This is a genomic window from Pelosinus sp. sgz500959, from assembly GCF_042610375.1.
Classification (GTDB): domain Bacteria; phylum Bacillota; class Negativicutes; order DSM-13327; family DSM-13327; genus CTSoil-075.
In genome coordinates, this window is sequence record NZ_JBGJZL010000010.1 from 152,798 (window position 1) to 175,724 (window position 22,927).

Annotated in this window: 24 protein-coding genes; 5 read left to right on the top strand and 19 right to left on the bottom strand. The window is 36.7% G+C overall.

Features of this window, described 5'->3' with window-relative positions; genetic code table 11:
* Positions 1–123 precede the first annotated feature (123 nt).
* From ACAN52_RS16290 to ACAN52_RS16305, 4 genes are all read right to left on the bottom strand, one after another.
* Entirely contained in the window at positions 124–1,164 is a 1,041-nt protein-coding gene (locus ACAN52_RS16290; RefSeq protein ID WP_378955984.1) for a LacI family DNA-binding transcriptional regulator, read from the bottom strand.
* A 234-nt stretch (positions 1,165–1,398) separates the two neighbouring features.
* On the bottom strand, positions 1,399–2,514 hold the full coding sequence (locus tag ACAN52_RS16295) for a hypothetical protein (RefSeq protein ID WP_378955985.1): 1,116 nt from the start codon (positions 2,512–2,514) through the stop codon (positions 1,399–1,401).
* Positions 2,515–2,543: 29 nt separating this feature from the next.
* Positions 2,544–3,719 carry a glycosyltransferase gene (locus ACAN52_RS16300; RefSeq protein WP_378955986.1) on the bottom strand — a complete coding sequence of 392 codons (1,176 nt, stop codon included), beginning with the start codon at positions 3,717–3,719 and terminating at the stop codon, positions 2,544–2,546.
* A gap of 248 nt (positions 3,720–3,967) precedes the next feature.
* Positions 3,968–4,330 (bottom strand): DsrE family protein, encoded by a 363-nt coding sequence (locus ACAN52_RS16305; RefSeq protein WP_378955987.1) that lies wholly within the window; start codon positions 4,328–4,330, stop codon positions 3,968–3,970.
* A 546-nt stretch (positions 4,331–4,876) separates the two neighbouring features.
* Here ACAN52_RS16305 and ACAN52_RS16310 point away from each other — a divergent pair.
* From ACAN52_RS16310 to ACAN52_RS16320, 3 genes are all read left to right on the top strand, one after another.
* On the top strand, positions 4,877–5,014 hold the full coding sequence (locus ACAN52_RS16310) for a hypothetical protein (protein WP_378955988.1): 138 nt from the start codon (positions 4,877–4,879) through the stop codon (positions 5,012–5,014).
* 712 nt (positions 5,015–5,726) lie between these two features.
* Positions 5,727–6,623, top strand: coding sequence for an MYG1 family protein (locus ACAN52_RS16315; RefSeq protein WP_378955989.1), 897 nt, complete (start codon positions 5,727–5,729; stop codon positions 6,621–6,623).
* Positions 6,624–6,843: 220 nt separating this feature from the next.
* Complete coding sequence (locus ACAN52_RS16320) at positions 6,844–7,020, top strand: hypothetical protein (protein ID WP_378955991.1); 177 nt, start codon at positions 6,844–6,846, stop codon at positions 7,018–7,020.
* A gap of 214 nt (positions 7,021–7,234) precedes the next feature.
* Here the strand turns inward: ACAN52_RS16320 and ACAN52_RS16325 are convergent, their stop codons facing one another.
* The 4 genes from ACAN52_RS16325 to ACAN52_RS16340 all read right to left on the bottom strand — a co-directional run bounded on the left by ACAN52_RS16325 (position 7,235) and on the right by ACAN52_RS16340 (position 9,906).
* The gene (locus ACAN52_RS16325) at positions 7,235–7,888 is read right to left on the bottom strand and encodes a redox-sensing transcriptional repressor Rex (RefSeq protein WP_378955992.1); all 654 of its coding nucleotides are present in this window, start codon (positions 7,886–7,888) and stop codon (positions 7,235–7,237) included.
* Between the two features lie 764 nt (positions 7,889–8,652).
* Complete coding sequence (locus ACAN52_RS16330) at positions 8,653–8,793, bottom strand: hypothetical protein (RefSeq protein WP_378955993.1); 141 nt, start codon at positions 8,791–8,793, stop codon at positions 8,653–8,655.
* A 125-nt stretch (positions 8,794–8,918) separates the two neighbouring features.
* The gene (locus tag ACAN52_RS16335) at positions 8,919–9,071 is read right to left on the bottom strand and encodes a hypothetical protein (protein WP_378955994.1); all 153 of its coding nucleotides are present in this window, start codon (positions 9,069–9,071) and stop codon (positions 8,919–8,921) included.
* 610 nt (positions 9,072–9,681) lie between these two features.
* Positions 9,682–9,906, bottom strand: coding sequence for a hypothetical protein (locus ACAN52_RS16340; protein WP_378955995.1), 225 nt, complete (start codon positions 9,904–9,906; stop codon positions 9,682–9,684).
* Between the two features lie 436 nt (positions 9,907–10,342).
* On the opposite strand from ACAN52_RS16340, the gene ACAN52_RS16345 reads away from it, so the two are divergent.
* Complete coding sequence (locus ACAN52_RS16345) at positions 10,343–10,486, top strand: hypothetical protein (protein WP_378955996.1); 144 nt, start codon at positions 10,343–10,345, stop codon at positions 10,484–10,486.
* A 206-nt stretch (positions 10,487–10,692) separates the two neighbouring features.
* Here the strand turns inward: ACAN52_RS16345 and ACAN52_RS16350 are convergent, their stop codons facing one another.
* The 3 genes from ACAN52_RS16350 to ACAN52_RS16360 all read right to left on the bottom strand — a co-directional run bounded on the left by ACAN52_RS16350 (position 10,693) and on the right by ACAN52_RS16360 (position 11,732).
* Positions 10,693–11,013, bottom strand: coding sequence for a DUF1540 domain-containing protein (locus tag ACAN52_RS16350; protein WP_378955997.1), 321 nt, complete (start codon positions 11,011–11,013; stop codon positions 10,693–10,695).
* 13 nt (positions 11,014–11,026) lie between these two features.
* On the bottom strand, positions 11,027–11,569 hold the full coding sequence (locus tag ACAN52_RS16355; protein ID WP_378955998.1) for an NADH peroxidase: 543 nt from the start codon (positions 11,567–11,569) through the stop codon (positions 11,027–11,029).
* An 88-nt stretch (positions 11,570–11,657) separates the two neighbouring features.
* Positions 11,658–11,732, bottom strand: a complete 75-nt coding sequence (locus ACAN52_RS16360) for a rubredoxin-like domain-containing protein (protein ID WP_378956016.1) — start codon at positions 11,730–11,732, stop codon at positions 11,658–11,660.
* A gap of 220 nt (positions 11,733–11,952) precedes the next feature.
* Here ACAN52_RS16360 and ACAN52_RS16365 point away from each other — a divergent pair, with 220 nt between their 5' ends.
* A complete protein-coding gene (locus ACAN52_RS16365; RefSeq protein ID WP_378955999.1) occupies positions 11,953–12,189 on the top strand; it encodes a hypothetical protein in 237 nt (78 codons plus the stop codon).
* Between the two features lie 255 nt (positions 12,190–12,444).
* Here ACAN52_RS16365 and ACAN52_RS16370 read toward each other — a convergent pair whose 3' ends face one another.
* From ACAN52_RS16370 to ACAN52_RS16405, 8 genes are all read right to left on the bottom strand, one after another.
* The gene (locus ACAN52_RS16370; RefSeq protein ID WP_378956000.1) at positions 12,445–12,603 is read right to left on the bottom strand and encodes a hypothetical protein; all 159 of its coding nucleotides are present in this window, start codon (positions 12,601–12,603) and stop codon (positions 12,445–12,447) included.
* Between the two features lie 60 nt (positions 12,604–12,663).
* On the bottom strand, positions 12,664–12,882 hold the full coding sequence (locus ACAN52_RS16375; RefSeq protein WP_378956001.1) for a hypothetical protein: 219 nt from the start codon (positions 12,880–12,882) through the stop codon (positions 12,664–12,666).
* 76 nt (positions 12,883–12,958) lie between these two features.
* Positions 12,959–13,159: a hypothetical protein gene (locus ACAN52_RS16380; protein WP_378956002.1), complete on the bottom strand. Its 201-nt coding sequence runs from the start codon at positions 13,157–13,159 to the stop codon at positions 12,959–12,961.
* Between the two features lie 386 nt (positions 13,160–13,545).
* Positions 13,546–13,725: a hypothetical protein gene (locus tag ACAN52_RS16385; protein WP_378956003.1), complete on the bottom strand. Its 180-nt coding sequence runs from the start codon at positions 13,723–13,725 to the stop codon at positions 13,546–13,548.
* Positions 13,726–14,031: 306 nt separating this feature from the next.
* Entirely contained in the window at positions 14,032–15,018 is a 987-nt protein-coding gene (locus tag ACAN52_RS16390; RefSeq protein ID WP_378956005.1) for a helix-turn-helix transcriptional regulator, read from the bottom strand.
* Between the two features lie 79 nt (positions 15,019–15,097).
* Positions 15,098–15,415 carry a DUF960 family protein gene (locus ACAN52_RS16395; protein WP_378956006.1) on the bottom strand — a complete coding sequence of 106 codons (318 nt, stop codon included), beginning with the start codon at positions 15,413–15,415 and terminating at the stop codon, positions 15,098–15,100.
* Between the two features lie 861 nt (positions 15,416–16,276).
* Positions 16,277–21,661 (bottom strand): SDR family NAD(P)-dependent oxidoreductase, encoded by a 5,385-nt coding sequence (locus ACAN52_RS16400; protein WP_378956007.1) that lies wholly within the window; start codon positions 21,659–21,661, stop codon positions 16,277–16,279.
* An 80-nt stretch (positions 21,662–21,741) separates the two neighbouring features.
* Complete coding sequence (locus ACAN52_RS16405) at positions 21,742–22,914, bottom strand: hypothetical protein (RefSeq protein ID WP_378956008.1); 1,173 nt, start codon at positions 22,912–22,914, stop codon at positions 21,742–21,744.
* Between the last annotated feature and the right edge of the window lie 13 nt (positions 22,915–22,927).

A 22,927-nucleotide genomic window follows, 5' to 3' on the forward strand; every position in this document is an offset into this window, starting at 1 on the left:
AATTAAAATTAATTTATTTGTTTATTTAGCCTCTTCAATTTATTCTGAAATTTCATTACAGCATTTTGCAATCGTTTGCAAAATGCGACAACAAGACTTATCAAAATTAAATCCTATGCCCCTTTATAATGATCCACAGGATTCTCGTATAATTAATGACGGCTTGACTAATATATTTCTTTTAATCGTCTTTTGATCTTTAATTAGATTAATCAAAGTTTCACAGGCTAATACTGCAATTTTCTCTCGCGGTTGATGAATCGTCGTTAAGAGAGGTCTGAAAAAAGATAACAATTCAATATCATCATAACCAACAACGGCAATATCTTCAGGTACTTCTAACTTCAATTCTGTAAGTGCTTGAATTGCTCCTAATGCCATTAAATCATTTTGAGAAAAAATCGCACTAAAATCTTTTATTTTCTCCTTGTTGTCCATGATAATCTCATAACCAGACTGGAAAGATCGATCTCCATGGAAAAATATCTTTTCATCAAAATGAATATTATATTCAGTCAGTGCAGCCCTATAACCATCTGTTCGATTCGAAAATTCATCCATATTACCCACCGCAGTGATACAAGCAATCCGCTTATGACCATGTTGTATAAGATGCTCGGTCGCCCTATATCCACCAGTGAAATGATCTGTGCAAAATATATTAGCCTCTTCTAAGAACCATGGATCATTAGGATAATGATGCAAAAACACAAAGGGAATTCCCTGCTTCTTCATAAGAAGTAAAGCCTCTTTGTCAACTTGATCCAAGATTGGACTAACAATAATGAGACCGTCAACTTTTTTACTTTTCACTAATCTTTCAATATTACTACTATCACCATCAAATCTGTTTTTCGCAAAAGCCACAATAAGATCGAGGGCTTCCCTCTCCAATGTTTTCCTAATGTGATTATGTAAGGAATTATAAAATAAGTTAACATGAAACGCTTCAAAACTTTCAGGATAAATAACGCCAATCGATCCAGTCTTTTGAGTACTCAAACTCCGCGCGCTCGCATTAAATTCAAATCCCAACTCTTTAGCAATTTCTTTAATCTGTTTTTTTGTAGCCTCTGCTACGAGGTTGCTATCATTGAGACTTCTCGATACTGTGGAAAAACTCACACCAGCAATGAGGGCAATATCTTTTATTGTTACAGGCATAATGCGTACTCCAATATTAGTAAAATCTTTTTCTATATAATGTAATTTCATAATAACAAACGTTTGCATTAGTGTCAATCTATTTTATTTATCCTTATTCAAAATATTATTTTCTTCTTTATCATAACGATTTCTCCCACTTATATCATTATTAATTTCTTCTGTTTATTTTACTATTTTTTAAACTGTAGCAGAAATATTTGAAAGCCGACCTTAGTCGGCTTTCAAATCGAATCATCCAATCCAATACCAATTTATAAATAAGGAAGCACATAACAATAAAGTAAAAGCGCTTACCGTTATATAACAATAAAAGATTTTTTGGGGAAGTCGAGCAAAAAATAAATATAAGGGGAATATGGGCAAAAGGAAACGCGACATACTGTAGAGTGGTAATTCAGTAGCCGCAAACACTAAGGGGATTATAAACCATAGCCATGCGATAATGAGGTAGGATGTATGAACTTTGAATCTAGACCAAAATGTCGTACATAACAAACCGATTAAACTAATAACAACAGTAAATGAATCTAAGGCAGCTCCAGGTTGATTATCAGGATTATTAGCAAAAGTTAAAGGTAAGTTGTTCCATATGTTTTCCCATGGCAAGCCTAGATGCCTGCCCCATCCTTGCTGAGAAACGACAAACGCGATTGGATCTCCGAGTAAATAAAAATTATAAATCATAAAAAGTAATAAGGCAACAGGCGGAAAAAATAAAGAGATTGCCGCATACTTTACCTTATGCAATTGAGAATAGTTTTTTATAAATTCATACAATAAAAATAAAAAAAAGAAGATCCCTAAATTTCTGGTTAAAGTGGCGAGAGCACCAGCTATCCCTGAATACCACCATTTTTGAGTTCTTGCAAAATAAATACACGCGAGAGAGAAAGTGATGAAGATCGGCTCGGTATAAATACTATTTAGAAAAAATGAAGTAGGCATCACAGCATAAGATAGGAGGGCATATTTAACCTCCTTCTCAGAAAAATCTAACTGAAAAGTAAGATACATCATCCAAAAGCTCAAGAAGGCAAAAAAGTTACAAATGAGTAGACCTGCAACTGCAAAATTTAAGCCAAAATAGGCTAGGATTTTCATAAAGACTATAATGGCTGGAAAAAAGACGATTGATTTTGAAGTATAACCATGCCCAGCAACATAGGTATACCAGTGAGCATCCCACTTGATCAGCTTTTCAATATAGGGCGAAAGAGGGTAAATGGATTGGTCAATAAAACCCGTTGGTTCATGGTGGGGTAATGCATCAGCTAATAGATATGAGACAACAATGATGAGTGTATGAATGAAGAAGCAAATCCATACAATTTTTGAAGGAAATTTCATGAGTAAATACCTCTTCTATTTAATTCAAGTTAATTTAAGGAAACTTTACTTGGCAATTCCTGTGTCACGATTGGTTTTCCATCTTCTCTATTACTTTCGTTGTGCTCAGCAGGCCATGTCCATTTACTATTTGCAAAAAAGTTCCAATTAATTGAAACTGAAATACCTAGCAATTGGCCGGCATATATATTCCATCCTAAAAAGAGAAAGATTTGAGCAAATAAAGTTGTAATCCCAATACCAAGTCCACAAATTAAAGAAAATTGCGAAAATTTTACAATGCGTTTCCACAAAATTTCTTGTTTATATTCTCGCCATGTCACATTATTATTCCATAAAAAGTTATGAATTATTGCAATGCATGAAGCACTGACTGACGATGATAATTCTCCCATATTAAATAACTTAATAAAAATGTGTAAACAGAGCAAATTTACAACAATTCCCAAGGCTCCTATAATACAAAAGGAGTAAAACTTATAGTCCTCAGGGCTATTATTGACTAATCGAAGGATATGCCGAAGATAATTATATTGTTCTTTTATGCTCATCTTTGACTCCCCCGCTTCCCTTGCGATGAAGGAATAGGGAATTTCATGCACAGTCCGATATTTTCCCTTCACAAGGATTTCTATAAGAATCTTCCAGCCAATAGGATCAAGATGAGCAGCGTTTATCACATTGCGTTTAAGAGCAAAATATCCACTTGTAGAGTCAGAAATGAGGCGCAGTTTTTTAATAAAGAAACATCCTACTCCTCTAGCAATTCCAGATATTAGCTTACGAAATAAATTTAGTCCACCATCTGACCCTCCTGGTACGAAGCGGCTAGGAATTACAATATCTGCTTGTAATAATCGTTTAAGGATTAATGGGATCAATTCAGGAGGATGCTGAAGGTCTGCATCCATAACAATAATTTGATTACCTTGAGAATGATAAAATCCTTTTACGACTGCAGATGCCAGCCCCCTCTCATTCTTTCGATGAAGGTATTTGACACAACTAAATTCATTGCATAATTCTTCGAGCACTGCTAAGGTATCATCAACACTATCATCGACAAATACTATTTCATATAAACAGTTTTCCCGATTTAGAATGGTCATTATTCTCGAAGCAATCAATCTAACATTATTTTTTTCATTAAAAGTTGGAATTATGATACTAAGATCCATATGAATCATTGTCATCCTTCCCTGCAACCAAATATTCTCCCTTATTAGTTTTGTACTATAATGAGGTCCTTATCCCATGTAAAAAATGGTTTTTAGAATAAGAACATCTCAGTTAAATTGATCGCTTGTTAGTTGAAAATAGGAGAAGAAGTTAACCGTTTATTTTTACAAGAATTTTTTTATTATTATAGTTAAAATAAAATCAAACCTCCTGCAAGCATTCATCTTAGAATCCTTGCAGGAGGTTTGATTTTGCCGAAAATTCATTAAAAAGATTATATAGAAAGTACTTTTTTACCTGACTTTAGTAGATCAGTAAGTGGAATTCCCATAGGTTTTACGTCGATTCCCAGATTCACCAAAATCTCTGCGACACCATACATCTGAGCGCAGGCTACGCAAGCCGTCACATGAACTCCAGCTTCTATCATTTGAGAAACCCGCCCTTGGATTTCATCATCAGTGGCCAAAAGTTTTGCTGAAGCCCCCCATACAATAAGTGTTACGTCATCCCACCATCCCCTAGTCTTAGAATTGAACGTATACATAAACGCCATACTCAAAGCAACTTCCTTGTCTCCACTTGTCCATAGAATATAAAGTTCATTATTTTCCGGTTTCTCAACATGATTTTCCATAATATTACCTCCATTTTATGTGAAAAATTAATGGTTATTTTCCTAAGATTCCAGCAATATCTCTCATGATTTTTTGCGTTCTTTACAAACTATCACTTTTTAACAATTTTATAATTACTTCGTCGAAAGGTAATTTTATCCTTTAAATAAAAAAACATAAAAATTTATAACTTTATCATATAACACCATTTTTAATAATATTTTTTACGAATGCATCTGAAGATTATGGATTACTTGATCGAGTGTTACAAGTAATCCATAATCCTGCACCATATTAATGGACGGATATACGACTAGTAATGCACGAAAGATCTTGTGGCAAAGTATAGTAGTACCTCGCCAGGAGAATTTTATTACCCACCTGGGCGACCACGACTGGATTTTAAGTGGATCAGCCGTTAAATGGACACTGCCAACTTTGAAAAGCATTGCAAAACAGGAATATTGCCGTTTTTATTATCCTAGCCAAAGCGTGGCTTTTTTGTATTGATTAGCAGTATAAAAAATATATTTTGTTATATCCTATAGTTAAAAAGGAGTTTTATTATGAATTGCGAAAACAATAAACTTCAATATGCGGAATGCCATTTTTGCGGTCAAGAAAAGAAATGTTTTGTACAAGTTGAATCTGATGAAGAACATATAATATGCCCTATTTGTTTATTTACTGGAGATAGTGACTAATTAATAAATTAACTTCCACCACCCATTTATTTTATTGCGTAAATGTGATATACTGATGCTACCATCGTTTATTGGTACAGAAACAGCCCACTTTACTTTTTTATAAAAGTAGAGATGGGCTGTTTCTATTTAAACTGGTTATTCTCTTTATCAAAAGAAACTACGGTCACGCGACTAATCGATCAATCTCATTCTGCAATGCTATCCCCAACGTACGCTGCATACAATAAGTACAGGGGGATTAGATTGCTTATTGAAATTTTCCAAAATTCAATACTATTTCTTATTATTCCATTTGGAACAATCATATCCATATGGTTAATTTGCAAGATTTTTGAAGGCTATTAGGATTTCTTTTATCAATGCTAGCACCATAATTCTAGTACAAAATCTTACATTCAACTATCAGAAAAATGATTTGAATTGACTTTTCTTTATAAAAGGTATATTTACCTTTAAACTGGCAATAATAATTTTATTCCTAGTTCCTAAACTATCTTTCCTCTCCCATTAGCTCTCCTATGGAGGGCCCTTTTTTATTTATCATTCTCTAATAGCAATACCCCCAACATTAATCATTAATCTATGGTCAAACTACTATTGAGAGATGATTGGATCTGTGCCACTAATTCATGCTATTGGATAGACTTCTCCTAAACAATGCTATACTATAAATATGACTCGTAATAAATAGTTCAATATGAAAGGGTAAATGATGATTAATGAAAAGAATATTAAAACGTTAGGGACACATAGTGGGAAATTTCATGCAGACGATGTTATGGCTACCGCTATACTGAGGTTACTATTAGGGGATATAAAAGTAACAAGAACAAGAGATGATAATATACTCAAAAAGTTAGATTTGGTTTATGACATATCTTTGGGAGAATTCGACCATCACCAGTTAACTAAAGAACTTAGAGAAAATAATATTCCGTATGCTTCTTGTGGTCTGGTTTGGAGAGAGTTTGGTTCGAGAGTAATCCAAAAATTTAATTCTCAATTTGAAGAAAATGATATCATCTCAATTTTTGATTATGTTGATAAAAACCTAGTGCAGGGAATTGATGCTACAGATAATGGTATAGATATCAAATCAGAAATTAAAGTAACTTCGATAACTGATATTATCCAAAGTTTTAATCCTACATGGGATTCAAATGATTCTCAAGATGAGGCGTTCGAAGAAGCTACTCACTATGCAACTGAGGTGATAAAAAGAATAATAAGCAGACAAGTTTCTGTTATAAAAGCAAGGAGCATCGTAAATGATGCCTTTGAAAATAGGACGATTAATGAAATAATGATTTTAAAAAATGGTTGCCCTTGGCTCCATCAATTGCTTAAAATCGATTTAAATAATGAGGTATTATTCGTTATTTCTCCAAGTGATGATAATGCAGAATATAAGATTCAGACTGTAAAGAAAACCGTTGATACTTTCGAAGCAAGAAAAGACCTATTAGAATCCATTAGAGGAAAATCAAGTGAAGAAATAAATTCTATCATTAAAATAGACGATTCTATCTTTTGTCACAAGGCAGGGTTTATAGCATCAACTAAAAGTATGGAGAGTGCTTTAAAAATAGCAAAATTATCAATTTAAACTTTGTAAGTTTAAATCAGTCACGCTACTTCTTGATTAATAGCTAATCTGTAATCCATTTTCCTGATAGGTAAAAAGAATCATAATGATTACAAATATCAATTTTACCTTTTCATTTTAATAGTGTACTATAAAGACAGGAAAATTGTAATGATTCCAAAGTTAATGAATAATTAAATTTATCTTAATTTTAGCGCAGAATTCTAGGAGGTGTATTGATTTGAAAAAAACTATACTCATCAAACAAATTCTTGAAGCTGATTCGGTAAAACAAGATTCGGCAACTGGAGTCATGGAGCAGAGTTGGAAAGATACAATGCTTAATCAAATGGATGAAAATAAAATGAAACCTATTGATGAATTCCGGTATAGTCAACGCTGTTATTGTGGCCTCTAATTAATTAGATAAAAGAAAAACAAATTAAAACGCTATTGCGAAAATCAATTTGTTTCATTTTTTTAGTTCTTATCTTTTTACAGATAAGAACTTTTTATTTTACGGCTATTTGAATTTTTGATTGCTCTCTAAAAAATTTAGTATTTTGGAAATTTAAATAGAGTCTGTAATATTTGTGGGATTTTAAAAATCATTTTCAACGAGATCATCTAATTCATTCTTCGATTTGTGACTGCCTCGCTAAATGGAAAGACAAGCTACTGAGTCCTACAGATAGGTCTTCATTGATAATTCGCACAGTATCTGGAACTTTAATTTTACGTGGGGCAAAATTCCATATACCACGTATTCCAGCATCAACTAATTGATCAGCAACTTCTTGGGCATAAACTCCTGGCACGGAAATAATTCCGATATGAATCATTTGTTCTTGCATCACTTCTTTTAAACAGTCTAAATTGGATACTTGTATACCATCTATACATTGCCCAATTTTATTGGGATCATTATCAAAAATAGCCACTAATTTAAAACCTAGGGAATCAAATTTTTGATAATGAGCTAATGCCCATCCAAGATGCCCTAAGCCAACTATAGCAATCTGCCAATTTTTATCAAGCCCCAGAATCTTCCCTATATTAAAAATAAGATCCATTATATGGTATCCAACGCCTTTTTTACCGAATTGCCCAAATGAAGCTAAATCTTTACGAATTTGTTCCGGTGAAATTCCTAAACGTTGACCTAGTTCTTCAGAAGAAATAATTTCCATTCCTTCATCCCGACTCAGCCTAAGAGTACGAAAATATAACGGCAAACGGTCTATGATAACCTTAGAAATCACAGTTTTGTCAATACTCTCTTTCAATGATAAATCCTCCTCTGAATGGTATTTTCAAAAAGCATATCTTATCTTTTGTAAATTCATTTACTTTATTATATATAATTTGTCATGCAACCTCAAAACTCCCCCTTGAAAACTTCTTTTTTAAAAATTTTATTATTAGTAATTTGACAGTTGATTAGTTGTTTTAGGTAAAAAAATAAGCCATGTCGTAGGACTACTATTCCTAGACATGGCTTTAATTTTTATTATAGTTTATCTCTATATTCATTTTAATCGTGGAAACCTGTTTTTTGCATAATTTCACCCTGTCTTGCTAGTTCTTCCATAATAAATAATCCTATCGTTTTTAAAAGTTTCATGATTATCACTCCTTTAATTTTGACCACTTGTTGGTTTTGATTTAACTATATCTCAAATGGTAATCATTGTAAATTTAAAAGTTTATTCTGTTAAAAGATACAATTGTGTTGATTATAACTATTCAATACTGAACGAATTGTTTGCAAATATAAATTTTTCTACCCAAAGATAGACGGCTCATCTATTTATTCGATACCCGCACACTAACTTTCTTACCACATTTTGCGCATTTTCCTTTACCATGTCTGTTGATATTAACTTTACCGCCGCACTGAGTATGAATTAACAAATTCAATATCCCTCCCCTCATTTAATAGCCACAAAATCATTCTATGAATTATTCTCGAAATTGAGAACAAATAATTCTATATCAATTCAAATAAAAAACACCGTCCTATCAATTAAGATAAGACGATGCCTTACATTTATCGATATAACAAGTAATAATTTGACATCGCAGTACTAAGTAGTTCTTTTTTCTTCAATTCATTTAAGACTATGTTAGGATCTTCTAAATATTCCACGTAGGCTTTATCTTCTTTTTGATCATCATTAACTGTTTCCACATTCCTTCCTCCCTTTTTACAAGATACTTATATTATTGCTTTTAAAGCTTTATGTTATTATTTTTAGGCAAATAAAAAAGCCCCTGCCAAGTCAATTATGAACTGCACCACATCAGAAGTAATTATTACAATAAAATTTTAATAATTACGCTAACCGCTATAGCTCCGCCAATCCATACTACCCATTTTGGTACATCGTATGTTGAAGATGTTTCTTCAACTTTATCATCGATCTTTGATCCTAATTCATCTATTTTCTTTTTCAACTCTTCATCCAACTTTATCACCTCCCACTGTTATTGTATTCTGTTAACTCGATAAAGTTCATCAAAAGCCACACACTTGAACGTAAATGCCGATAAGCAAATCATGCGGAGACACATTACTCCCTTTTACCATTTTCTACAAAATTAAATAAAAGGTAATATTATCCGCTCATAAAATATACGTTTTATTAAATACTAAATTTAAAAGAGGTGTTATTATGCTTACTACAAGCAGTGAATCTAAGTATGCGAAGTGTAATTGCTGTGGTCAAGAAAGGGAATGTTTTATACAATATAAATTTAACAACGAACAGGCATTGTGCGTATATTGCCTATCTGCTATATATTGCTATTTATAAATACGAGGACTATCCACGTTTGTAAGTAGTTCTTTTTTTTAATCACTTATGACTGCTATATGATACTCACCTTCTAAGTTTAATGATCATATAATGTATTATCTTCGATAAAGGAGGAATACTTATGGGCTTCGGTTTTGGAGGCGGACGCAATGGTAGCTGTATTATTATCATAATTATCCTTTTATTATTTTTCTGCTGTAGTGAAGACTCTTCTTGTAGCTGCTAATTCTTTCTAAATTAATCCACCAAACTATTCCCTCTTATAACCACGTTTCGCCAAAACGTGGTTTATTTTTTTTGTATAAATAAAAGCGCCCTGTAGGGCGCTTGGCAATGATAACACTAACAACAGCCATGATGAAAATCATGATTACACCATGGGCACCACTTCCACTCTTTGTGACATTTACGATGGCATTTAGGACACTCGCGTTCATCATTACACTTGTTATCACACTCACACTTGTTATTACACTTATTATCACACTTGTTATCACACTCACACTCGCATTCATTATGCCAATCATTTTCATACTGAATAGGCATATAGCCTCCTCTATTATCATGTTCAGATTCAACTTTTTTCATTTTTTCACCTCTCTTCACTATTATTCTATATATAATATGTAAAGAGAGTGAAAACGTTCCTTTATCTGAGTCCCCTCCCACGTATAACTCCTACCTCAAACGGCAATAATATGATTGTGTGCACATCTCTTTTCTCCCGGAACAAGACCATCAACGGCGCTGGTCTTGTTCTTTTTTGATTAAATTTCATAAGTCACAGCTCCATGCTCTGACTACATTCTTTATCATCCATCTACTAACGCCCTAGTACGCAATATATTTTTCACTTCCTTCAAGCAATACGCATAAACTAACTATGTAATCTATTAATTTATTTCACAACGAGGTGATAATATGATTATTGATTTCGATGAGCAAAAGTTTAAAAATGAAATTAAAACGATAGCTAAAGGTTACGGAGCATCGTCTAGCAATGCCAAAATGGCAGTATCAGTAGCTTTATCAGCTGTATATAAGGCAAGCAAACCTGTAAAATAATAAAGTCTGCTTTAACGCCAGCAAGTAGAATTTTACTTGCTGGATTTTTTATTTTTAAGGACAGCATTTCAATAGCAAATAAAAAAGGCCACGCTTTAACGATTGACTTTGGTACGTGATTTTATACCTCAATCAATCGTTAACTAGTGACCACCCTACCTAGAAAATACTTTTTTAGCACAGACCATTTCCTGGATCAAACGTGTCTATCTGCTGAATTTAAAACTATCACAATCGGTTTGAGTGTGATACTCCACATTTTCTCCATTCACCTGAATATTGTCTAATGTGCACAGATGATTATTATTAAAAGCACATGTCTCAACAGTGCATTTTAAACAATCACACGCACCTAGGCGCAGTGTATTATTGGTTAACTCCGAGTAATGGATTTTATTTAAAAATGATCCACAACAAGTATCATCGTTCTTTTTAGCAGAACTACCAACTATATCAACACAATTTGCGTAGCATATACTAGATTTATTATGGGAGCAGTTAGTCACTTGACAGTTGATTTTTACCATTTAAATTTCTCCTTTATTTAAAATATCGATCGAGTAAGCCCTTGAAGGCACATCCGTGTCTAGCCTCATCCTTACACATCTCGTGTACTGTATCGTGGATTGCATCCAAATTATTTTGTTTAGCTAATGTTGCAAGTTTTTTCTTACCTTCACATGCTCCATATTCAGCTTCAACACGTGCACTTAGATTAGCTTTTGTATCCGCGACTACCACTTCACCTAAAATCTCAGCAAACTTAGCAGCATGCTCAGCTTCCTCAAAGGCAATTCTTTTATATGCTTCTGCTACTTCTGGGTATCCTTGTCTATCTGCTTGGCGCGACATCGCTAAATACATTCCAACCTCAGTACATTCACCTATAAAATTAGCCCTTAATCCCTCTAAAATTTCTATAGAAATATCTTTTGTAATCCCAATTCTATGTTCATCTGCCCAGGCCAACTCGCCAGTCATTTCTTTAAATTTATCTTTACTGGCCTTACAAATTGGACATTGGTCGGGGGCTTCCTCCCCTTCATGAACATACCCACAAATTATACAAACAAATTTTTTCATTCGTTTTCCTCCCGACTTGTTTAAAATGAAGATTATCTGTATAGTATTAGAATTTTTTATTTATACGATACTCATTTTGTATGAATTATCACAAAAAAATGATTAANGGGGCTTCCTCCCCTTCATGAACATACCCACAAATTATACAAACAAATTTTTTCATTCGTTTTCCTCCCGACTTGTTTAAAATGAAGATTATCTGTATAGTATTAGAATTTTTTATTTATACGATACTCATTTTGTATGAATTATCACAAAAAAATGATTAAATATATTTTCCCGCCATCCCCACGCTGGGTTATTTTTTATTAACGAAAAGGATTTTAAACGCATAAATAGAAATATAATATTTAAAATACCAAATAGAAAGAAGGCGCTGATGTATGGGCAAAGAAACAATCATCCCATGTGCAATGTGCGCTCATCCGCAAAGAGTGGACATTGAAAATTTTTACTCTGCAATGTCTGAGGCTACGAAAATACCTATTGAAGAAATATCATCAACTACTTACGAATTTGTTTGCCATGATTGCTCCAAAACAGATGAGTATAGAAATATTTATTTTGCACACAAAGCTCATGCAGTATTAGGAAAGAGATCGGCAATTATTTATAACTAATTTTACTACCCAGCCATTGTGCTGGGTTAGTTTTTATCTAAAATACATTGACAAAGCATGTCAATGTATGAATATTTCGACAATTTTATTATATGGTATGAGGGAGAATAAAAAGAAGAAGGTTATAATTTAAAAGAGTAAATATCTTTAAGAGCCACCCATCAAGGTGACTCTTTTTACATGCCTTATAAATTAATTATATCTATGACCCTTTTCTGCTGCACTGGATTTTACTGTTCTGCTGAGATATTGCAACTATTGTTTGTTTTCATTCCGAATGTTGTTTTTATTAGCTATCTCATAAGCACGATCTATATTTATGCTTTCATTAATATTTCCGTTATTATTTTTACTAGCTATTTCTCTAAGCAACTCTATATTTTTATTTTCCGTGTTGTTATTTTGATGGTTCAATCTCATCACCTCCTATATGAATTATTATCTCCAGTTATATGCTGTGATATAAAAAGTTAACTATTTACCTAACGCAAAACTATGCGCTAATAATAAGACACTTTCCAATGCCTTACCACTATTACTGTAAATACACTTTTTTTGATTTGCACGATCATTATTGGACTTAGTGCAATCTTCCAGGTTATACAATCTAATAATCCATTGCCCATTAACATTTGGATATAATACCATTTCATAACGTTCTTTAATTTCATCAATCAGTTTTTCTTGATCCATTATCACTCACTCCTCATTTACAATCTCGCTTACCTATATCGCTTGCCATTTAATGTGCTCTCGAAACAACCCACTCTTACTTCCGATCACCCCAAAGACGTTCTGCCCCTGAAGGTGTAATCAACCACCCAAGCACAGTATTAACTGCTTCATTATCGTTCATTCTACCTTTATTGCAGGCTGTTATAACTGAACTTCTATTAATTCCATATAATTCTGCTACTTGTCCAGCAGATAAATATTTTTTTGAGTCTTTATGAAGATCTTGCAACTTCATTCAATCATCCTTTCACCAGTATTAGCCAACTGGTGGTAGCTTTCTATTCATCTACTACCAGAAAATAATTTTACAATACAATAACTACTGATCATAACCATTACAGCCATAAAACAAGCTGTAACCAAATTATTAAATTCATGGTGCATTCCAATACTGGTACTAGTAACAATAAGTAATCCTGTGATTTTATTTTTCATGTTGTACAAAATGGATAAAGCGGATATATTTTTTACAAGGTATTTTCCACTTGCTCCATTCCCTCACCTCCTAACACCATCATAACACGTCATTCGTTGTACGTCGACAGTTGCCTTAAAGTAGTCTAAAATAAATAAAAAAAATAGCCACCATAACGGCAGCTATCATATAACCAATGATATAAATTATTTTTTTAATACCAAATCATAGATACAGTTTGGTATTTTATCAGGAAAAAATCGAAATACAAAAATCGTAAAAATCGTAATCGTAAAAATAAGATGAAACAAAGGCGTAGGAATAAAAGTTAAGACAGCATACTCTAGACCAAAAACGATTGCCAAATCTTGCATATCAGACGACATTCAACATACCATCCCCAAAAGAAATTTTATTTTTATATTATATCATATACGGTCTAACTAGCAAGTAATAAATATATTAATCGCCCTATGCCATACAGTACTTACCACTAATATATCAATTGCCTGCCTCTGGATGAGTTATATTCATTAGGCAGGTGCTTTAAACATCCTATTAAATAAAATAAAAAATTTTTTTCTCAACTTTTCGTCGTCCATACCTAGCCTTGCATTAGCTGATGAGCATCTTTGTATCTATTTAGCTCTATCTCATATCATAAACACATATTTCCCACACACATTTGGATCTTATAAATAATGTTTCAGCATACCCATAATAGTTCCCTGCATCTCTTCCCGCAATTCCTGCGGTTCCAAAACCTCTAAGAACTCCGCCTGACTTAACAGCCACATTTTTATACCCCGACCATAAACTTCAGCTTCCACCACTGCTATATTACCATCCTGAGATAAGACACGCGCCGTAGGGAGTCGATCAAGTACAGCATCTAACGATTTACCCCAAAATTTAAAGCGTATACGCAATAAGTTGCCACTGGTCATAAACTGCACACGCTTACGAAACTCACCTTCTTCAAATCGTTTTGCCTGTTGTACTCTAAAATGCGCATCAAGTACGCAGTATTCATGAATGCGATCAAGGCGATAAATAGCAGGAAACTCATAGTCCTTGCCATGTATATAAGCAATTAGATAAAAATAATATTCCGAAAAAATAATGCCTTGTGGCTCGACAATACGTTCAACAATTGTCTTATCTTGCTCTTTTTGATAGTGAATTGTCAGCATACGCTGTTCACGCACAGCTAAACTTAACTGCCAAATTTTTTCTCCTAACATCTGATTGTGCTGTGTTGGAATATAGTGGTGTCGTTCATTGCGAATCACTTCTTTAATGTGTTTACATTCTTCAGCAGCACATTGTATGGATAACTTATCAAGAAGTATGATCATTTCATTTTTTGAAAAAGCACGACTTTCAAGCAAGACCTTTGCAATGGACAATATTTCCTCACCTGTCAACCAAGAATGTTTTTGTCGTTCCATTCGATAACCATTGTGCGGCTTAGAATATTTCACATTACAGGAAGAATCTGCACCATACATTTTAAGAAGATATTTATTGATTGTCTGAATATCACGTTGTACTGTTTTCGTTGTCATGCCATATCGTTCGGCTTCTAAAGTCTTACTGACAATATCACCTTTATGTAATCTTTCAAAAAAATCTAAGACACGTATAGTTTTTTCTTCATTATCACAATCACTTGCCATATGATATACACCCACTTGCTATATTACTGCTTTTTTTCCATTATACCACCTATATTCCCAGTTTTTTGTCGAATCCTGCTTATTTCCATTTTCCCTTGTCAGTCGGTATAAGCATTGTTCTCGGATCAATAGCATCCCGAATCCAGATTGTAGTTTGAACTGCTTCATATATGTATTTATAATAGAATATCTTACAGAAGGAGCTGTGATCCTTCCTATATGTAATCTTTTGAAAGACTTCGCCACAGGCACACTCAATTGAAAGATGAAAAATATGATCCGTCGCCCGCGGATCTGTTGTGGCATATTCTTCTACTAAATCCCATAGTACTGTCTGTAGCTCCTTACAAACTGTGCCTAAAACAAGAAGTTTAGTCTTGTCTTTCGAAATAACCAATCACGTCTCCCCCTATCTAAATAGTGTATGACAAGCACTGTCCATCTTTTTTTCAATAGTACCACATCACTATGGACATACTTTGTCTACTGTAATAAATAAAAAAAGAAGGACGTCTCTATTTATATGCATAACTGCTGTCACAGTTGCACCAGAGACGTCTTTTTAAACATGATAATCTTATATCAAATTACACTGCGTTAAAATTTTTGATGAGAGTCATTCCCTAGACCAATCAAATATTTTTACAATAAATGTTATTATCCTTATTTTTATGGGGGTAATAATTGGTTCATTGATTAGCTACATAAATGATGCTCGGTATCGTCACTCTATATGCTGGACCTGCTATGTCCACAAGTGTCCACACCGCCGTCAAAGCCCATAAGGAAGTATACATCATTTGGATCATTCTAATCATACATTCAAGTCTCGGCGTTCCTTATCTTTTAGCATCATTATTCTCCACTAAAAATTGATTGATAATCAAACCATTCTCATTCTTTCAACTTCTTAAAAAGAATATGATTCCCATATTTTTCTTATTATATACCTACTTACTAGATGTATCATGGGGAATCGACTGTTCCTACAGTCATCTCCATAGCCGCAAGTAAGGCAAGGAACATTCCCTGCAATCTCAAATTCAACCACATGATGTATCTTTCCCCTTTAGTAACTTTGGCCGAATAACGTGTAGGACAACATATGCTAGAGGATACGGCATGTACACCCTTCTGTACTACATGCAAGTCAATGAAATAGTCGTAAAAAAGGGCTATCGCACTAAGAAAGTAGTGTGATAGCCCTTTTGCCGTAATGAAAGCGAATATGTAGCCAGAAAGCATCTTAGAGATCATGTTATGGGTTTTTTTCCATATCATAACTCAGTATTTGATTTGTAAGGTCTATTATGTTTATATCCTTAAAAATCTCCATTACTGGCAGAATCACCCCGAAGTTCATTTGTATATAGACCGCTATTTCGACGGCCATTAGAGAATCAAAACCCATATCTTTCAAAGATTTACTTGTATTTACTCGTGCCAGTGGAATATCCATGATGATTGAAATCATTTCCATCACTAAGGTTTCTGTCAAACTATACCGTTCTGCTTCTCCTAAGAGCTCAAGCTTTTCTTTGAATAACCGTGCTTTTTCCCCGCCTTCACCCTGTCCAGATTTGGCGATAAGCAATGAAAATTTTGCCGAATCTTTGACCTGCGGATTTAGCTTAGCCCATTGCTGCCAATCAACGTCGGCAAAGGTAGCACTAACAATGTCTTCTTGCATCATATACTCTAGTGCATTGAGGGCTTCAACTGGCGATATGCTTTTCATACCTAGGTTTTCAAGGAGTCGCAAAATTTCTGGACTTCTTGCTGCCATACCTACATCGGCCAACATACCTAGATGTATGCACATGGCAGGCACTCCTCTCCTCCGTCGGTGCTGAACCACTCCTTCAGCAAAAGCATTTGCCGCCGAATAATTCCCCTGCCCCTGATTGCCGATAATTGACGATATAGAAGAAAATATAACAAAAAGATCAAGCTTTAGATCACAAGTATGCCTGTGCAGATTTAATGCACCAAGGGCTTTCGGCGCCATAACCTTTGCAAATTGTTCAGCGGTTAACCCTTCGATATAACAATCTTCCAAGACGGCCGCGCCATGAATGACTCCTTTTAATGGAAAGTCAGTTTTATGAATAGTATTTATCATTGCTTTAACACTTTCTTCACAAGAAACGTCAACAGGATAAATTTCTACACTTATTCGACTTTCCTGCAGGGAAGAAATGATATCGGCTGCAGCCGCTGATATGATATCCCTTCGCCCAGCCAGTACTATGCGACATGCACCATGCCCCGCCAGCCACCTGGCCGTTTCCAGCCCTAATCCACCAAGCCCACCTGTCACCAGATATGTGCCATTGGGGTCAAGGACTATTTTCCCTCTTCCTTTTGAACTATTTTCGGGTTTATTATATGTCGTCAACTTGCCAATAAACATCTTGCCACCTCGAAAAGCCAGTTCCTCCCCTTTATGATCCCTACGGCAGCAGCCAAGTAATTGCTCAGTGTCAAATCCAGGAACACCTGGATCTAAATCGATAAGACTACATTTTATCCAGGGATACTCGTTACTAATGACCCTACCCAGTCCCCAGAGTGAAGCTTGAAAAGGTAATATGGGACCATCCTGATCAATTACTGCTTGACCACCCTTTGTCACCAACAATAGTTTTAGACCATTTCCAACCTTTTGCTTTACCAAACTCCGTAGCATATGGACGATGCCAATGTAGTCGGCAGTATAATCAACGGTACAGTTTAGCGGGTCTTCACTGCTACTTTCCTTCATCCCCCAATAAATAATCCCAGTTATCTTATCAACTATGTTTATGGCATATTGAAAGTCCGTTAGGCAATCCCTGCGTATTGATATCTGTCCGTCAGTCAACTCCTTAAAAGAGTTGCCGATAATAATATGAACCACTTTTATATTGCCTGCTGCTAAATTCAAGCTTAATTCACTGCAATCGACTTCGTCACGCGCCAGCAATAGCCAGACATCACCAGTTGCTCTAGCTAGTTGCGGACGTGCCAATGGATTATCTTCATGCCATTCAAGCTGATAAAGGCATTGTTGTCGTTTGAATTTCCATTCAGCACGAGACTCAACGATTGCTTTACAGCACAGTCTGTCTATTTCTGCATATATGTCTCCATATTCGTCAAACAGGATAATCGTAGCCTCTATCTCTTGCTGCTCATGTTTAATAATTTTCCCATAACCGTACACCTTAAGGGGAGGACTTTTATGGAAAATAATTCGTTCTATTCTTACCGGTACATATGTAGTAAACGAGTCATACCAGTCTGTTACACTATCTAGTGCCGCAATCATGGCCTGGAAGCTGGCATCTAGGAGTGCAGGATGAAACAGATAGTCCTGGTAGTCTGCCGCTATGCTGCTACATTCAAGTTCCATAAGTATTTCCTGGGAACCTTTCCATAGTTTTTTGATATTTTGGAAAAATGGACCGTAGGTAAGCCCCCGATAAGCAAGTTGTCGATACAAGGTGGGGACGTGTACTTCCCGATTGCAAGTGTATTGCAACAACTCCCGATTAACCTTCTGTTGGCAACGATCATTCCATGTCTTGCTGATTCTCCCGGTAGCATGCAGTGTCCACGCAGATCTGTCATACACCAGAGTGCTGTAGACTGAATAGTTACCTTCCTTGGAATCATATTCGCTATGAAGAAGAGATTCTTTACTGGGATTTACAATAAGCGGGTTATGAAATTCCAAGGATTCAATGATTACCCTTCCCTCACCTTGTATTTCCTTATGGAGAGCCAAGCCAATTTCAACATAACAGGCGCCAGGCAATATCATGCTATCTTTCACCTTATGGTCGCTTACGTACGGGATGAACAAGCTATTTAGCTCTTTTTCATAAGAAACTTTTGGCATTTTTAGCCGGGTTCCTAGTAATGGGTGCCCTTGTGGTCCAAGCCTTTCTTCCCTGGATTCTTCAGATTCTGTAAAATAGTACTCTCGCTGCCATAAATTCTGCGGCAACTTGACAAAACAGGCGCCTGCTGAATACAGTTTGTCCCATTGCACCGGATAGCCAGCAACATGCAACAATGCAACTGCAGCCAAAAGCTTAGTTTTCTGACCGCTATTGCGTTTCTGGGTGGAAAACACGTAACCCTTAACTACCTTGCTTAGCAATTGCTCCGCGATATACCCACTTAACACAGGATGGGCGCTGATTTCCAGAAAAAAACGGTAGCCATCATTAATCATGTTTGCCACTGCCGTATTAAATAAAACAGTTTGTCTGAGATTCTTCCACCAATACTGAGCATCGGCTTTTTCATTTTTCACACGACTGCCAGTTACGGTTGAGTAGAGTGGTATTGACGGCATACGAGGCTCAATCCCTTTTAGAGACTCTAGTAGTTCTGCTTGTAAATGCTCTATTTGCCTGCTATGGTAGGCAATATTCACATTGATAAAACGACAAGATATATTCATCTTGCCAAGGACTGTAGTCATTGCCTCAAGCCCTTTCCAGTCTCCTGAAAAAGTTACAGACGTCGGACTGTTAACCGCCGCTATCAATACATCACTGTCAAGGTCGTTGATAAGTTGCACTGCTTTTTCACTGGAAATATCAGCCGCCAGCATTGTTCCTTGCTGCGACATCGTCTGTTGGACACGGCTCTGGTGATAGCTTATCAACAAAGCATCCCGCAACGACAAGGCACCCGAAATATAAAAAGCTACTATTTCACCAATGCTATGCCCGGCAACTGCGTCCGGCGAAATCCCCCAAGACTTAAGTAGCATGGTTATCCCTACCTGAACGACAAAATTAATAGGCTGGGCAACCCTCGCCTCGGCAATATTGGATGACGTCTCATCTTTTAAGAATTCGTCAATAAGCGACCAATTCGCGTATTGACGAAAAATAGCGTCGCATTCTACAATGGTTTTTTTGAATAAAGGTTCGGTTAAAAACAATTCCCGTCCCATATACCACCACTGGGGACCCATTCCTGAGTAAACAAAAACCAGCCTGTGATCTTGAATCTTTTCGGCATGTCTTACAAATACATTTTCTTCCCAAATACCGTCAGCGAAAGCTTGCAGCTTATCCCGCAACTCTTTCTTTGAACCGGCTACGATTGCCAGACGGTGTTCAAGATGACTACGGCGGACGGAAGCAGAATAGCAAATGTCATACAAAGAAGCATCGGTTCCTACCGATTCACTCTCTAAAAAGTTAGCATGCTGCAAGGCTAACCCACTTAGTCTTGAACGGGTCACAGATGACAATGGAAATATCAATGGCTCAACCCTATTTTCGCCCTCCCCTCTCCAACCTAGAGAGCTTGGTACATATTCTTCCATGACTGCGTGAGCGTTTGTCCCGCCATAACCAAAGGAATTAACCCCAGCAACGGCAGGTTTGTTGACGGTATTCGGCCAAGGTTGATACGCGCAAGGTACTTTGATACCCAGCTCATCAAAAGCTATTTTGGGGTTGGGATTTTGGAAGTGAAGATTGGGGGGAATTCCTCGATTTTGTAGACACAAAGCTGTTTTTATGACTCCCGCAACCCCGGCAGCAGCTTCCAAATGGCCGAAATTGGTTTTTACGGAACCTACGATAAGTTGCTGGCCATTGGGGCGGTTTTTACCGAGGACATTACCAATGACCGATGCCTCCACTACATCACCGGCTTGTGTGCCAGTACCATGAGCTTCTACATATTGCACTTGTCCAGAACTAATGCTAGCCTGGGCGTATACTTTACGTAGCAAAGCCTCTTGTGAGTCCCGATTGGGATAGGAAATTCCCGGTGTAGTACCATCCTGATTAATGCCAGTCCCCTGTATCAGGGCATAAATACTATCATTGTCGGCAAGAGCCTTGGCTAAGGGCTTTAGCACCACGATTCCAGCACCTTCCCCCCGGGCATAACCATTCGCTTCCCGGTCAAAAGTCTTGCACCTGGCATCGGGAGAAAGAAACTGTCCTTTACACATAGCAATAGAATATTCTGGCACCAGCATAACATTTACGCCGCCAGCAACGGCAATATCACATTCTCCTGCCCGCAGACCTTGGCAAGCATAATGTAGCGCAACAAGAGAAGACGAACAAGCCGTGTCAATAGCGATACTCGGTCCGTGCAAATCAAAAAAGTGGGAAATCCGATTTGCAGTAAGGCACATAGCAATCCCAGACGCCGTATTAGGTTTTATCAAATGTCGGTTGGCACCACGCAGCTGCAAGGCTAGATAATCCAGGGTAAAACAACCCATATATACCCCCATATTGCTACCCTTTAACTGTTGAATTGGTAGTCCAGCGTCGGCAAAAGCCTCCCAGACCACTTCTAGCAATAACCCCTGCTGTGGATCCATATGCACTGCTTCCCGCGGGGATATTCCAAAAAAATCTGCATCAAAATATCCTACCTTATCTTTCAAAAAACCGCCCTGCCGCATATACATTTTACCTGTCTTACGAGGGTCTGGGTCATAAAAACGTCTACTATCCCATCTGTCTTTCGGTATATCAACAATGGCATCCACACCATTTTTCAGCAATTGCCAAAATGCATCGGGACTATCCACTCCCCCAGGAAATCGACAACCAATCCCGACAATCGCGATCGGACCTTCGTAATGATTACCATTAAAAGTGCTCATCATACAACCTCAATTATCATTTTTTCTACTATAAAGCAGGGTAAAGACTCTGACTTTACCCTGCTTTGACTACGTATACTGTCTTATGTTAAAGCAATTATTTTAATGGTACCCTGGTCGCCAGAGCTCCCATCAATACCTTTCACCCCGTGTTTTCCTGGAATTCCTGGTTTACCTTTATCACCACCGTTACTGCCACCTGTACCACCAACACCGGGAGCACCACTCGTCCCTCCATAGCCACCGAGCCCGCCGGGGGCTTTGCCGTTAATTACTTTTACTTTGTTTACATTATCTACGGATACTGTCAATTTACCACCATTACCACCATTGCCACCATTACTGCCATTACCTCCGTTACCACCGTTGCCACCATCGCCGCCTATACTGCCTTCTATCATACTAGTACTACATTTATCGCCGTTGCCACCATCGCCACCTTTACCCCCATCCCCGCCATTACCACCGTTACCACCATTACCACCATCGCCACCTTGATTGAGTATGGTGATATTTGAGGCTAGTTGATGTATGATAATTCCTACTTCAGTCCCGCTATCACCATTTTTTCCATTATAACCATCCCGTCCGTCAGATCCAGTTGTGCCGTCTGTACCTGGTGATGAAGGTCTATTAGCACTCGAACAATTGGCTTTTCCCTCCTTGCCATTCAGTCCGGGCGTTCCGGATGCGCCTCTATCCCCATCTACCCCTTTTGTTCCATTTTTTCCTAGTACATATATATCATAATCACTGCCAGAAACAGGTTCTCCATCGACTTTTGTTAAAGATTGGCACTCAAATAAGCATGGAACAAGGATTTTTATGTAGCCCCCAGGCTGAATGGTTACTGCGCCATACTGGGCAATAGCCGAATTCGAATCGATAACCAAGGGATGTTCTTTGGTTACTTCCTTATTGGGAGCAGCATAAATGGTAGCCATATATCTTTCAAATCGCTTGTCAATTTCGTCTAAGATTGCCTGATCGCTTATTATCGAATTGCCACTAATGTGGGCCATAACCGCCTGCTGCAAATGTTTGTCGGCAATGACTGCCAAATTAGCATGAGTAATGAGCGCCTCTCGCTGATTTTCCTGAATGGGTGCATTGACGGCTTTTCTAAACGCCTCAAGGCTTGAGAATATTTGATAGCGAGCATACTGATTCCCCGCCGTAGCAGGATTTAGACCTAATCGTTTGACATTCTCCTGCCACCTTGTTTGTTGTTCTTGTGAAAGTTCTGCAAATTCCATTTTTTAGCCTCCT

What these genes read in the sequence shown, in the direction of transcription:
- ACAN52_RS16290 (WP_378955984.1), bottom strand. Translation starts at nt 1,164, where the DNA reads ATGCCTGTAACAATAAAAGATATTGCCCTCATTGCTGGTGTGAGTTTT.
- ACAN52_RS16295 (WP_378955985.1), bottom strand. Translation starts at nt 2,514, where the DNA reads ATGAAATTTCCTTCAAAAATTGTATGGATTTGCTTCTTCATTCATACA.
- ACAN52_RS16305 (WP_378955987.1), bottom strand. Translation starts at nt 4,330, where the DNA reads ATGGAAAATCATGTTGAGAAACCGGAAAATAATGAACTTTATATTCTA.
- ACAN52_RS16310 (WP_378955988.1), top strand. Translation starts at nt 4,877, where the DNA reads ATGAATTGCGAAAACAATAAACTTCAATATGCGGAATGCCATTTTTGC.
- ACAN52_RS16315 (WP_378955989.1), top strand. Translation starts at nt 5,727, where the DNA reads ATGATGATTAATGAAAAGAATATTAAAACGTTAGGGACACATAGTGGG.
- ACAN52_RS16345 (WP_378955996.1), top strand. Translation starts at nt 10,343, where the DNA reads ATGATTATTGATTTCGATGAGCAAAAGTTTAAAAATGAAATTAAAACG.
- ACAN52_RS16350 (WP_378955997.1), bottom strand. Translation starts at nt 11,013, where the DNA reads ATGGTAAAAATCAACTGTCAAGTGACTAACTGCTCCCATAATAAATCT.
- ACAN52_RS16355 (WP_378955998.1), bottom strand. Translation starts at nt 11,569, where the DNA reads ATGAAAAAATTTGTTTGTATAATTTGTGGGTATGTTCATGAAGGGGAG.
- ACAN52_RS16365 (WP_378955999.1), top strand. Translation starts at nt 11,953, where the DNA reads ATGGGCAAAGAAACAATCATCCCATGTGCAATGTGCGCTCATCCGCAA.
- ACAN52_RS16375 (WP_378956001.1), bottom strand. Translation starts at nt 12,882, where the DNA reads ATGGATCAAGAAAAACTGATTGATGAAATTAAAGAACGTTATGAAATG.
- ACAN52_RS16380 (WP_378956002.1), bottom strand. Translation starts at nt 13,159, where the DNA reads ATGAAGTTGCAAGATCTTCATAAAGACTCAAAAAAATATTTATCTGCT.
- ACAN52_RS16385 (WP_378956003.1), bottom strand. Translation starts at nt 13,725, where the DNA reads ATGTCGTCTGATATGCAAGATTTGGCAATCGTTTTTGGTCTAGAGTAT.
- ACAN52_RS16390 (WP_378956005.1), bottom strand. Translation starts at nt 15,018, where the DNA reads ATGGCAAGTGATTGTGATAATGAAGAAAAAACTATACGTGTCTTAGAT.
- ACAN52_RS16400 (WP_378956007.1), bottom strand. Translation starts at nt 21,661, where the DNA reads ATGATGAGCACTTTTAATGGTAATCATTACGAAGGTCCGATCGCGATT.
- ACAN52_RS16405 (WP_378956008.1), bottom strand. Translation starts at nt 22,914, where the DNA reads ATGGAATTTGCAGAACTTTCACAAGAACAACAAACAAGGTGGCAGGAG.